Consider the following 11,879-nt stretch of genomic DNA (forward strand, 5'->3'; position numbering starts at 1 on the left):
GTGCCGTCCGGCGCCACTTCGCACAGGCGCAGCGCCAGGATGGACACCGGCCCGGGCAGGCTCAGCTCGGCCTCGAACACCGGCTTGCCGACGAGATCGAGGGGGACATCGAGGGGCGCGCTGTCGAAACAGACCGACAGTCCGTCGTCCAGGCGCTGATCGGTCTGGAATTCGGGGCCGGTGCCGCCGCCATCGAGCGGGCACCATTCGCCGCCGGCAAGCCCGCAGGTCATGGGCGTCGCGATCGCGAGCGTGGCGGCCCGGCCCGGCGCCTGTTCCGACAGGCGCCCATGGTCGAGGTGGAAGCGGTGGCTGTCGGCATCACCGGGGGGCCAGGCGGGCAGGCCGCGCCAGTGGCCGCCGATCGACGGCATCCGGGCATCGGGGTGTAAGGATTCGCCGTGCCAGAAGCGGATCATGGGCTCGTCCATCACGCCCGTGTCCTCGCCCTTCAGCCAGTGATTCCACCAGCGCAGCGCCTCCTGCAGGAAGCCGATGGCGGGACCGGGCGCGCCCCCTTGCGGATAGACATGGGTCCAGGGGCCGATCAGGCCCTTTCGCGGCGCGGACAGATGTTCCATCAGGCGCAGGATCGCGTCGCTGTAGCCATCGGTCCAGCCGCCGACGGCATAGACGGCGCAGGTGATGGCGCCGTAATCCTCGCAGACCGAGCCATGGCGCCAGAAATCATCCCGCGTCGGATGCGCCAGCCAGCTCGCCAGCGGCGGCTCGACCGCGTCCAGCCGCGCCTGCCACATCTCGCGCCAGCGCGCGCCGACATGCAGCGGGTCCGGCGGCCGGGCCAATTGCCCGAACAGGGCATTGCCCCAGGTGATGCCATCCGACAGGAGGCAGCCGCCCATGTAATGGACATCGTCGGCATAGCGATCGTCGGTCGAGCAGCAGGTGATGATCGCCTTCAGGGCCGGCGGGCGACGGGCGGCGATCTGCAGGGCGGCAAAGCCGCCCCAGGAAATGCCGATCATGCCGACCGCGCCATTGCACCAGTCCCGCGCCGCCAGCCAGGCGATGACCTCGACCGCGTCGTCCTGTTCGCGGCGCAGGTATTCGTCGCGCAGCACGCCATCCGAATTGCCGCTGCCCCGGATGTCGACGCGGACGGCGGCGATGCCGTTCCGGGCGAACCAGCCATGCATCATGGCATCGCCCACCGCCGTCAGGTCCGACTGGCGATAGGGGATCCATTCCAGCACCACGGGGACGGGACCCGCCGCCGCTTCCGGTAGCCACAGGCGGGCCGCCAGCACCGTGCCATCGGCAAGCGGAATGGTGATCTGGCGGTAAGGGGCGGGGGCGTCGATCTCGGAAACGGCCATCAGCCTTCTCGAAAAGAGGGGAGAGTGGAATTGACCTGTATAGTCCTACGCCATACGGTACACAGTATGCAATATGATGTCGTCACGGTGCAGACCATGCTTACCCGCCTTCGCCACCAGACCCCGGCCATGCTGGACCTCCTCGGCCGTCTGGTGAATCAGGATTCCGGCTCCCATGACGCGGCGGGGGTCGACCGCGTGGGCGATATTCTCGCCAGCGAATGGTCCGGCCTCGGTTTCGAGGAAGAGCGACGGCCGGTTCCCGGGCGCGGCGCCCTTCGCCTGATGCGGCGGCGCTTCGGCGGCACGGGCCGGCTGCTGATCCTTGGTCACCTCGATACGGTCTGGCCCGCGGGCACGGCGGCCGAATGGCCGTTCTCGTCCGACGGGACCCATGCTTACGGTCCCGGTGTCGGCGACATGAAGGGCGGGCTGGTCATGGCGCTTTTCGCCGTGCGCGCCCTGATCGAGGATGGTTTCGACGGCCTCGGTGAAATCGCCTGCCTGTTCGTGCCGGACGAGGAACTGGGCTCAACCGGCTCCCGCGCCGAGATCGAGCGGGAGGCGGCGCTCTCGGACTGGACCCTGGTGCTGGAGCCGGCCCGACCGGGCGGCGGCGTCATCGTCGGCCGGGGCGCGGTCGGGGCGATGGTGATCGAGGCCCGGGGGCGCACCGCCCATGCCGCCGTCAACCCGGAGGAAGGACACAGCGCCCTGCGCGCGCTGGCCGGCCTCGTCGGCCCGCTGGAGGATCTGAGCGCGCCGGACCAGGGCCGGATCGTCACGGTCGGCATGCTGAACGCCGGCACCGCGCGCCAGGTCGTGCCCGACCATGCGGTGATGCATGTCGATCTGCGGGCCGCCGACCCCCTCGATGCCAGCCTGCTGCTGGCCGCCATCGGCGACATCGTCGGCCGGGCGGGCGCCGTTGATCTGGCGGTGACCCTGACCAAAGCCGGCGGCATGACCCGGCCGGTATTTCCCCGCGACCGGGGCGATACCCTGTACCGGCTCTATGCCGAGGAGGCCGCGCGCCTTGGCGTGGTGGCGCCCCCGCTTGTCACCCGGGGCGGCTCGGACGGGAGTTTCGGCGCGGCGCTGGGCTGCCCGACCCTCGATGGTGTTGGCCCGGTCTGTTTCGACACCTGCAGCCGGCGCGAGCGGATTCCGCTGGCCAGCCTCGCCGAACGCGGCGCCCTGTTCGCCGCGCTCGTGTCGCGCCTGCCGGACGAAGGGCCGCGCTGGCGGGCGTGACCTTCTAGAGGCTATCGCGCAGACGATACCAGGCCTCGACCCAGGGCACGGCGCTGCGCGCCGCGAACCAGAAGGGATGGCTGGGGAAGATCAGATCGTCGAAGGCGCTCGCCCCATCGGGATCACCCAGCACTTTCTTCGCGATCTTGTCGCCGAACCAGGTCGCGCGGGAGACGCCGGTGCCGCAATAGCCGAGGGCATAGTGAATGCCGTCGACGACCCCGAGATGGGGCATGTCGTCGAACGTATAACCGATCTGGCCTGACCAGCCGCCAGCGATTGGCGCACCCGCCAGTTCGGGAAAGACACGCGCCATCTCGGCGGCCAGATGGCGGTAACCCTGCGCATCGCCCCGCCTTGCCCCGCCCACGCGCCCGCCCCACAGGATGCGGGTGCCATCGGGCGAGGGCCGAAAGTAATGGAAGACCCGGGCGGTGCAGCCATAGACACGCCGCTTCGGCATCAGGCGATCGATCACCCCCGGCGCCAGCGGCTCGGACGCGATGATGGCGGAATGGACGGTGACCATGCGCCGGCGCAAATGGGGCACCAGATCGCCGGTGTAGCCATTGGTCGCGACGATCACGTTCCGGGTGGCGATCCGGCCCCGCGCGGTCGTGACGACGAAACCCGGACCATCCCGCGTGATCGCCGTCGCCGCCGCGAAACCATGGACCGAGGCCCCGGCCGCCCGCGCCAGATCGAGCAGACCGCCATGATATTTGCCGGGATGCAGGCTGGCATCGGCCGGCAGGACCGAGCCACCGTGATAATAGTCGCTGCCGATTTCCCGCCGCTGCTCCGCCTTCGGCACCATGTAGGACGTAACCCCCGCGACGCGGCGCAGATCCTCCATGTCGCGGGCCATGGCGTCGTAATGCTCGGGCCGGACGCAGCCCCGGAAGCGTCCGCAGATCGTGTAATCGCAGGCGATGCCCTCGCGGGTGATCAGATCGCCGATATGGCCCAGCATGGCCGTCCCCTCGCGAAGGAGGGCGGTCGCCTTGGCCTCGCCGCGCTGGGCGATCAGCGCCGCGACCTTGAACTTCTGATTGCCGCTGCCGACCTGGCCGCCGTTCCGGCTGCTCGCGCCCTGTCCGGGGGCACCGCTGTCCAGCAGCACGACATTCCGGCCGGCCCGCGCGAGGACCAGCGCCGCCGAAGTTCCGGTGAAGCCCGCGCCGACGATGACCACATCCGCCCGGTCCGGCAGCGGGGCGTGGTCGAACCGTTGGCGCGGCGCCGCCTGCCACCAGTAGGGCGTGGACCAGGGATCCGTCCCCCCGGGTGAAACCGCCTGCTCCGTCATGGTCCCCTGCTCCTGCCCGCTGTTCCGCCCGCCGCTTCGGTCGTCGCTTTGATTGGAAAAATAATTACCTGTATTTACTTTTTTTGCATGGGATGCAATATCGAATCCATCGGCGCGGCCACGAAGATTCTCCTTCCCCGCTTCCGCCACGCCAGAGGGATGATGCCATGACCTGGACCTCGCTTACCGAAAATGCCCTGCTGGTGCCGCTCGGACTGGACTGCGCCGGCGCCATCGATTTCCTGCGCTCGAAGGGCGTCGGCTTCGTGCTCGCGCAGTTCGTCGATATCCATGGCGTGCCCAAGGCGAAAGCCGTTCCCGTCTCTCATCTCGGCGACGTTCTCGGTGACGGCGCGGGCTTCGCGGGTGCCGGTGTCTGGGGCCTCGGCATGAAGCCGCATCACGCGGAATTCATGCTGGTCGGCGACCTTTCCACCCTCACCCTGCTGCCCTGGATGCCCGGCTATGCCCGGGTGATGGGCACGGGCACGGTCAAGGGCGCGGCCCATGGCTTCGATACCCGCAACATCCTGGCCGCCCAGGTCGCCCGTCTGGCCGAACGCGGCTGGACCCTGAACACCGGGCTGGAGCCGGAATTCATCCTCTATTGCAAAGGCGAGGACGGTAGCCTCACCCCGATCGACGGCACCGACACGCTGGCCAAGCCCGCCTATGACTACAAGGGTATCGCCCGGGGCCGCACCTTTCTGGAGCGCCTTGTGGTCTCGCTGCAGGCGGTCGGCATCGACGTCTATCAGATCGATCACGAGGACGCGAACGGCCAGTACGAGATCAATTTCCACTATGCCGACGCGATGACGACGGCAGACCAGATCACCCTGTTCAAGATGGCGGCGACCGAGATCGCCCATGAGCTCGGCGCCATCTGCAGCTTCATGCCCAAGCCGAAATCGGAATCGACCGGCAGCGGGATGCATGTCCATTGTTCGCTGGCCGATGCCTCGGGACGCAACCTGTTCCACGACCGCGCCGATCCGGGCGGGCTGGAGCTGTCGGAACTGGCCTATCATTTCCTGGCCGGGATCATGCATCACGCGCCGGCCCTGACCGCGCTGATGGCGCCCACGGTCAATTCCTACAAGCGGCTGGTGGTCGGGCGGAACCTGTCGGGCACCACCTGGGCGCCGGTCTTCATCGCTTACGGCGACAACAACCGCACCGCCATGGTGCGCGTGCCTTACGGCCGGCTGGAAATCCGCACCGGCGACGGCGCGATGAATCCCTATCTCGCCACGGCCGCGCTGATCGCCGCCGGTCTCGACGGCATCGACCGCAAGCTCGATCCCGGCCCGGGCCATAATTGCAATTTCTATGAACTCTCGCTCGACGAGGTCGCGGCCCGGGGCGTGTCCATCCTGCCCCAGTCGCTGAAGGAGGCGGTCGACGCCCTCGAGGCCGACACGTTCTTCGCCGATGCCCTGGGCACCGGCTTCATCGCTGAATTCGTCTCGCTGAAGCGCATGGAATGGCTGGACTACCACCGACATGTCTCCGAATGGGAGACCAGCCGCTACCTGTCCTTCTATTGATCGTGGGTGTTACATGTGTGGTATCGCAGGTCTCTTTCTGAAAGATTCGTCGCTGGAGCCGAGGCTCGGTGAAATGCTGGGCGGTATGATGGCGACATTGTGCAGCCGGGGCCCGGATTCCGCCGGCTTCGCCATTTACGGCGAAGGCCGGCCGGACATGGTGAAACTCTCGCTGCACGGTGCGAGCGAAGGTCATGTGGCCGCCGTCGCCGGCCGCCTGGCCGAGGCGCTGGGCAAGGAACTGGATTTCGCCGTCCGCCATACCCAGGCGATCGTCTCGGTGGCCGAGACCGACCTCGGCCATGCCGAGGCCTGGCTGACCGCCCATGCGCCCGAGATCGCCGTGGTCGGCAAGGGGCGGCGCATGGAAATCTTCAAGGAAGTGGGCAATCCCGTCGCCGTCGGCAAGGCCTTCGGCATCGAGCGCATGGCGGGCAGCCATGGCGTCGCCCATACCCGGATGGCGACGGAATCCGCCGTCACCACCGATGGCGCGCATCCTTTCTCGACCGGGCGCGACCAGTGCCTTGTCCACAATGGCTCGCTGTCCAACCATAATTCGCTGCGCCGGGAATTGCGCCGCGAGGGCGTGACCATCACGACCGAGAATGACAGCGAGGTCGCCGCCGGTTACCTGACCTGGCGGATGCGCCAGGGCCAGAGCCTGGGCGGAGCCCTGCAATCCGGCCTGACCGATCTCGACGGCTTCTTCACCTTCGTCGTCGGCACCGAAAGCGGCTTCGGCGTGCTGCGCGATCCGATCGCCTGCAAGCCCGCCGTCATGGCCGAAACCGAATCCTATGTCGCCTTCGGCTCGGAATATCGCAGCCTCGTCGACCTGCCGGGCATCGATAACGCCCGGGTCTGGGAGCCGAAACCCGCCACCGTCTATTTCTGGGAGCGCGGCCAATGACCGGCGTGATCGACCTGAAGAGCGCGACCATCCGCGATCTGAACAGCCGCCTGCAGGATGCGGCTTCGGCGCCCGAGGGCAGCGTGTGGCATGTCGCCAATGTGCGCGGCCACCATTCGGTCGCCGTCGGCATCGACCGCCCCCTGACCGTCGAGGTCGAGGGTAACACCGGCTATTTCACCGCCGGCATGAATCACGGCGCCGAAATCACGGTGAAAGGCAACGCCGGACAGGGTGTGGCCGAGACCATGAGCGCGGGCAAGGTCCATGTCACCGGCGACGCCAGCATGGCGGCCGGGGCCTCGGGCCGGGGCGGCCTTCTGGTGATCGACGGCAATGCGGCGGCGCGCTGCGGCATTTCGATGAAGGGGATCGATATCGTCGTGAAGGGCGACGTCGGCCATCTGTCCGCCTTCATGGCGCAGACCGGGCGCCTCGTCGTCCTCGGCGATGCCGGCGAATCCCTGGGCGATTCGATCTATGAGGCGCGGCTTTATGTCCGGGGCGCGGTCACCAGCCTTGGCGCCGACTGTATCGAGAAGCCCTTGCGCGATGAACACAGGGCGGAACTGGCCGGGTTGCTGGCCGCCGCCGGCGTGACCGATGTCCCCGTCGACGCCTTCCGGCGTTACGGCTCGGCACGCGATCTCTATCACTTCAAGGTCGACAACGCGGGAGCCTATTGATGAGCGACACGATCCATCACGGCGGCCGGCAGCACACCACGCCCCGCAAGTCGGCGACATTCGACGATTACGCCATTTCCGAGATCCGCCGCGCGGCGGCGACCGGGATCTATGACATCAGGGGCGGCGGCACCAAGCGGCGCCTGCCCAATTTCGACGATCTGGTCTTTCTCGGCGCCTCGATGAGCCGTTATCCCCTCGAAGGCTACCGCGAGAAATGCAGCACCAAGGTGGTGCTGGGCACGCGCTTCGCCAGGAAGCCGATCGAGCTTGATATTCCGGTCACCATCGCCGGCATGAGCTTCGGCTCCCTGTCCAGTCAGGCCAAGGAAGCCCTGGGACGCGGCGCGACCCTGGCCGGCACCTCGACCACCACCGGCGACGGCGGCATGACCCCCGAGGAGCGGGGCCATTCGGACAAGCTGGTCTATCAATATCTGCCGTCGCGCTATGGCATGAATCTGCACGACCTGCGCCGGGCCGACGCGATCGAGATCGTGGTCGGTCAGGGGGCGAAGCCGGGCGGCGGCGGTATGCTGCTGGGCCAGAAAATCTCGCCCCGGGTGGCGAAGATGCGCGATCTGCCGGAAGGCATCGACCAGCGTTCGGCCTGCCGCCATCCCGACTGGACCGGCTGCGACGATCTCGAAATCAAGATCGAGGAACTCCGCGAGCTGACCAATTGGGAAAAGCCGATCTATCTGAAGATCGGCGCCTCCCGCCCCTATTACGATACGGCCCTGGCGGTGAAGTCCGGCGCCGACGTGATCGTGCTCGACGGGATGCAGGGCGGCACGGCGGCGACGCAGGAGGTCTTCATCGAGCATGTCGGCATTCCGACCCTGGCCGCGATCCGTCCCGCCGTTCAGGCCCTGCAGGACCTGGGGATGCACCGCAAGGTGCAGCTGATCGTCTCGGGCGGGATCCGCAATGGCGCCGATGTCGCCAAATGCATGGCGCTGGGGGCCGATGCCGTCTCGATCGGCACCGCCGCCCTGATCGCGCTGGGCGACAATGATCCGGCCCTCGAAGCCGAATATCAGGCCCTGGGCACCACGGCCGGCGCCTATGACGACTGGCACGAGGGTCTGGACCCCGCGGGTATCACCACGCAGGACCCGGTGCTGTCGGCCCGGCTCGACCCGGTCGCGGCCGGGCGGCGCCTCGCCAATTACCTGAAGGTGCTGACGCTGGAAGCCCAGACCCTGGCCCGGGCCTGCGGCAAGAGCTCGCTGCACAATCTGGAGCCCGAGGACCTGTCCGCCCTGACCATCGAGGCGGCGGCCATGGCCCAGGTGCCGCTGGCGGGGACGCGCTGGATCCCGGGCAGCCTGTAACCGGCGACGCGCGGGGGCCTACCCCGCGCTTTCGTCGTAGATGATGATCGAAAGGAAGATCGTCCGCTCGACATGGAGTTTTTCGGGGCCGTGCTCGACCTCGCCGGAGAAGGTGAAGGCATCGCCCGGCTCCAGCAGATAGGTGCGGTCGCCGAAGCGATAATCCATACGCCCCTCGAGCATGTAGATGAACTCCGTCCCCGGATGCTGGAAGCGGGGATAGATCTCGCTCTCGCGGTCCATCTCGATCAGGAAGGGTTCGAACTTCTTCTTGGGGCCGCGATCATAGGACAGAAGCCGGTAGGTATGGCCGTGGCGGGTGCCACTGCGCACCACTTCCATCTGGTCGCCGCCCTTGATCAACTGGGCGTGCCCCTCGCCCCTTTCGGTCTCGCGGAACAGGACGGACAGATCGACGCCCACGGCCCGCGTCAGGCGGCGCAGGGTGTCGAGGCTGGCCATGACATTGCCGGTCTCGATCCGGCTGAGCATCCCGCTGCTGATCCCCGCCCCTTCGGACAGTTCAGCGAGGGTAAGACCGCTCTTGACCCGGAGGCGGCGCAGGACGGCGCCGACCTGCCGCTCGAAGGGGATGGTCTCGGAATCGATCGGGGCCGGCTTCTCGCCGCGCGGGCCCGCATCGGGCTTTTCCGCCTGCATCAGCCGGACCCTGCGGGGGCCGGGTTCTTTCCCTGGGGTTTTCATGGCCCGAGACTACCATGAAGGGCAAGGCGCGGGCCAGCGGCGCGCATCCGGCCGTCAGGAGAAGCCCTGCCGGCCGGAAAGACTTCAGCGCCACTGTTTCTCCTCGAGGGTCCACTGCCGGCCGGGCAGCGGGCCATCCTTGAGGAAGGCATCGACGACATTGCGCAGCACCTTCGATGTCGTCCCGGCGAAACCCTTGGCGGGCAGGGCCTGACCGAAGGCGATGGAGCCGGTGCTGAACACCGCGCCGTGATTCCAGCTGGTGTAATAGATCATGTCGGCCCGGATCCGGTAATCGAGGGTCCCGACCATGCCGGCATAGGCATAGAGGATTTCCTCGGTCGCCAGCACATAATTGTCGGTATGCCCGCCGGAGGAGGCGATGATCTTCGTATGCGGCGGCGTGCCAAGGGACAGATCATAGCGATCGATCTCGATACCCGCCGCGCCGCCATAGGCGAGGCCTTCATCGCCGATCAGCTCGCCCTCGACCCCTTCGGTGATCCAGGAGACGGTCCGGTGCCAGGAATCCGGCATCCGGCGGAACGGGGCCGAGGTTTCGAAGCCTTCCGAAATCATGCCGACGCCGACCAGCTTCTGCGGCGCGCGGCCACGGTTGCGCCACAGGCCGCTCTTGCTGCCGTTGGTCTGCAGGTAATGCTCGCCGGGTTTGGCGGCCCAGGCGCGCATCCCGCTGTCGAGCTTGCGCACCTCCATGCAGGCCGGCTCTTCCGGGTCGAAGTTGACGCACCAGTAGTAACCATTGCCGCCCATGTAGACGAGGCGGCCGCCCTGCGCGACGTAGTCTTCCTGGGCGTCGAGCATCCGCTCCGAGACATATTCGGGATGGGTGCCGGTCAGGACGCAATTATAGGGCTTCAGGGCGTCCAGCCCTTCGTTGTGCAGGTCATCGTCGGTGATGAAATCGCAGTCGTAACCGCAATGTTCGATCCAGGCGACGATCGAGAGATCGGCCGGAAACTGCCAGGGCGTGCCCATCCAGGAATTGCGGAACTTGGGCCGCATGTTGATGATCGGCCGCTTCCACGAGGTGAAACAGACGCCGGCGCCATCCTCGTAGGAATTATAGGTCGACAGCCCGTATTCGCGGTGCTCGTAGGTCTCGATCTCGACATCGGAAATGATCGGCGGCTGGCCGGTCATCGGCTGCACGATCTGGGCATCGAAGGCCAGGGTCTCGTTGGCATAGGCGAGATAGCTCGCGGTCGGCACCAGGAAGCAGAGCCTGGCCGTCGGCTTCGCCTGACGGACGAAGAAGACGACATAGTCCTCGGCGATGCCCCGCCCCGGCCCGACGCGCAGGCGGAAGGCATAGACCCCGCTCTTCAGGGTGGCCGGAATCTCGACCGTCTTCGTCACTTCCCAGCCGCAGTCGGTCACCGTGTCCGGGTGGAATTCGATGCCGCCGAACTCATGGGGGGCGAGACGGAAACAATCGTTGCGGCCGGTCCAGTTCCAGCCGGTCATGCCGCGCACCGGGTGATTGACGCCCCGGGTCGGCAGGCGCCAGGGGCCGGTGTCGATCACGTCGTGGCCGATGCCGTCGTCGGTGTAGCCCGCCGCCGTGTCCCAATAGGCCATGAGGCCATCGGCCGGCGGCAGATGGCCGGCCTTGACCGCGTCCATCTCGGCGCGGGTCAGCACCCGCTCGCTGATGAAGGGACGGTCGATCTTGCCGGCGTAGAGATCGCTGACGAAATCGCCGCGCAGCGCGTGATTGTCGCGCGCGCCGCCGATCAGGAAGGGCACATCCGGCCGGTTCAGCTGGGCGAAGCGAAAGCGCGTCTGGACATGGGACGAGAAATCATAGGGCGTCGTCGTCCCGATCAGGGAATTGTAACGATTGAGAACGCCTTCCTGATAGATCGTCGCCGCGCCGGTCGCCGCGTCATAGCTGACGCCGACCAGATACCAGACATGGCGGATCAGCGGCATTTCGGCGGTGACATAGTCGACATCCCTGCCGTTGCCGACCCAGAATTCGAGATAGCCGTCGGGGTTGATGCCGAGGGCGAAACCCTCGTTGGTCAGCGTGTCCCAGCGGCCCATGATGGTCTGGCGCACGCCGTGCTTTGGCATCGACGGCCAGATGAAGGCCATCATCGACAGGGTGCCGTCGAGTTTCAGATGCAGCGCCGGATCCTCGACCGTCAGGAAACTGCCGAGCTGGGTGAACTGCTTCTTCACCGCCCAGCGCCCATTGGCGGGATGGGCGATCTCCTCCTCGACATAGCCGGGGCCGGCTTCGGTGTTGCTGTCGCCGTGGATCAGGCGGACGAGCTGGGCCTCGGCCTCGCTCGCCCCGTCGCAATTGACGTGGATGGCGAGGCGTCCGCCCTGTTTCACCGACAGGCGGTCGGCATATCCGAAGATCTTCTGTTCAGCCATCGTGCTTACCCATCAAATCGTTGATCTTGCGCAGGAAGATCCCGTGGAGACCCGAGGCGGTGTCGGGATAGTCGGTCGCGTCCACATCGGCCGGGCGCTCCCCCGGCCTTGGAATGTCGGTGATGCGGTAACGCCCGTCCGCCGTGAGACGCAGGGCGTATTGCTGGCCGACCGGCAGGCTCTTGAAATAGAACAGCAGGCGTCCCAGCGGCTCGCTGCGGTGCTGGGCGTGCGGATCGCGGCGATGTTCCGCGATCAGATCGGGCGTGATGACACGCTTCAGATAGCGCCGCGTCTTCGCGTCGAAATAGTCGCGGACGGCCAGTTCGGCGTCGACCGGGACGGGATCGAGCGGCTCGGTCATGGGCGGCGGGCCTCC

10 protein-coding genes are annotated in these 11,879 nt (G+C 67.0%); 5 read left to right on the plus strand and 5 right to left on the minus strand.

Annotation, left to right across the window (positions count from 1 at the left end; all coding sequences use genetic code 11):
* Nucleotides 1–1,337: CocE/NonD family hydrolase (locus WAZ62_RS15640; RefSeq protein ID WP_422644462.1), on the minus strand; the 1,337-nt coding region annotated here is incomplete at its 3' end.
* Between the two features lie 66 nt (nt 1,338–1,403).
* Between WAZ62_RS15640 and WAZ62_RS15645 the strand changes: the two genes are divergently transcribed.
* Nucleotides 1,404–2,591: a M20/M25/M40 family metallo-hydrolase gene (locus WAZ62_RS15645; RefSeq protein ID WP_422644463.1), complete on the plus strand. Its 1,188-nt coding sequence runs from the start codon at nt 1,404–1,406 to the stop codon at nt 2,589–2,591.
* A 4-nt stretch (nt 2,592–2,595) separates the two neighbouring features.
* Here WAZ62_RS15645 and WAZ62_RS15650 read toward each other — a convergent pair whose 3' ends face one another.
* Nucleotides 2,596–3,900, minus strand: a complete 1,305-nt coding sequence (locus WAZ62_RS15650; RefSeq protein WP_422644464.1) for an NAD(P)/FAD-dependent oxidoreductase — start codon at nt 3,898–3,900, stop codon at nt 2,596–2,598.
* A 167-nt stretch (nt 3,901–4,067) separates the two neighbouring features.
* Here WAZ62_RS15650 and glnT point away from each other — a divergent pair, with 167 nt between their 5' ends.
* The 4 genes from glnT (at nt 4,068) to WAZ62_RS15670 (ending at nt 8,386) form a co-directional block, all read left to right on the plus strand.
* Nucleotides 4,068–5,450, plus strand: a complete 1,383-nt coding sequence (gene glnT / locus WAZ62_RS15655; protein ID WP_422644465.1) for a type III glutamate--ammonia ligase — start codon at nt 4,068–4,070, stop codon at nt 5,448–5,450.
* 73 nt (nt 5,451–5,523) lie between these two features.
* Entirely contained in the window at nt 5,524–6,363 is an 840-nt protein-coding gene (locus WAZ62_RS15660) for a class II glutamine amidotransferase (RefSeq protein ID WP_422644466.1), read from the plus strand.
* Nucleotides 6,360–7,049 (plus strand): protein glxC, encoded by a 690-nt coding sequence (locus WAZ62_RS15665; protein WP_422644467.1) that lies wholly within the window; start codon nt 6,360–6,362, stop codon nt 7,047–7,049. The genes WAZ62_RS15660 and WAZ62_RS15665 overlap by 4 nt, the downstream gene beginning before the upstream one ends.
* Entirely contained in the window at nt 7,049–8,386 is a 1,338-nt protein-coding gene (locus tag WAZ62_RS15670) for an FMN-binding glutamate synthase family protein (protein WP_422644468.1), read from the plus strand. Before WAZ62_RS15665 ends, WAZ62_RS15670 begins: the two co-directional genes overlap by 1 nt.
* Before the next feature lie 18 nt (nt 8,387–8,404).
* Here the strand turns inward: WAZ62_RS15670 and WAZ62_RS15675 are convergent, their stop codons facing one another.
* The 3 genes from WAZ62_RS15675 to WAZ62_RS15685 all read right to left on the minus strand — a co-directional run bounded on the left by WAZ62_RS15675 (nt 8,405) and on the right by WAZ62_RS15685 (nt 11,864).
* Entirely contained in the window at nt 8,405–9,046 is a 642-nt protein-coding gene (locus WAZ62_RS15675; protein ID WP_422644469.1) for a helix-turn-helix domain-containing protein, read from the minus strand.
* A 129-nt stretch (nt 9,047–9,175) separates the two neighbouring features.
* Nucleotides 9,176–11,500, minus strand: coding sequence for a N,N-dimethylformamidase beta subunit family domain-containing protein (locus WAZ62_RS15680; RefSeq protein ID WP_422644470.1), 2,325 nt, complete (start codon nt 11,498–11,500; stop codon nt 9,176–9,178).
* The gene (locus WAZ62_RS15685) at nt 11,493–11,864 is read right to left on the minus strand and encodes a hypothetical protein (RefSeq protein WP_422644471.1); all 372 of its coding nucleotides are present in this window, start codon (nt 11,862–11,864) and stop codon (nt 11,493–11,495) included. The genes WAZ62_RS15680 and WAZ62_RS15685 overlap by 8 nt, the downstream gene beginning before the upstream one ends.
* Between the last annotated feature and the right edge of the window lie 15 nt (nt 11,865–11,879).

The sequence above is a fragment of the Zavarzinia sp. genome (genome assembly GCF_049306435.1).
Classification (GTDB): domain Bacteria; phylum Pseudomonadota; class Alphaproteobacteria; order Zavarziniales; family Zavarziniaceae; genus Zavarzinia.

What these genes read in the sequence shown, in the direction of transcription:
- WAZ62_RS15645 (WP_422644463.1), top strand. Translation starts at nt 1,404, where the DNA reads ATGCAATATGATGTCGTCACGGTGCAGACCATGCTTACCCGCCTTCGC.
- WAZ62_RS15650 (WP_422644464.1), bottom strand. Translation starts at nt 3,900, where the DNA reads ATGACGGAGCAGGCGGTTTCACCCGGGGGGACGGATCCCTGGTCCACG.
- glnT (WP_422644465.1), top strand. Translation starts at nt 4,068, where the DNA reads ATGACCTGGACCTCGCTTACCGAAAATGCCCTGCTGGTGCCGCTCGGA.
- WAZ62_RS15660 (WP_422644466.1), top strand. Translation starts at nt 5,524, where the DNA reads ATGCTGGGCGGTATGATGGCGACATTGTGCAGCCGGGGCCCGGATTCC.
- WAZ62_RS15665 (WP_422644467.1), top strand. Translation starts at nt 6,360, where the DNA reads ATGACCGGCGTGATCGACCTGAAGAGCGCGACCATCCGCGATCTGAAC.
- WAZ62_RS15670 (WP_422644468.1), top strand. Translation starts at nt 7,049, where the DNA reads ATGAGCGACACGATCCATCACGGCGGCCGGCAGCACACCACGCCCCGC.
- WAZ62_RS15675 (WP_422644469.1), bottom strand. Translation starts at nt 9,046, where the DNA reads ATGCAGGCGGAAAAGCCCGATGCGGGCCCGCGCGGCGAGAAGCCGGCC.
- WAZ62_RS15680 (WP_422644470.1), bottom strand. Translation starts at nt 11,500, where the DNA reads ATGGCTGAACAGAAGATCTTCGGATATGCCGACCGCCTGTCGGTGAAA.
- WAZ62_RS15685 (WP_422644471.1), bottom strand. Translation starts at nt 11,864, where the DNA reads ATGACCGAGCCGCTCGATCCCGTCCCGGTCGACGCCGAACTGGCCGTC.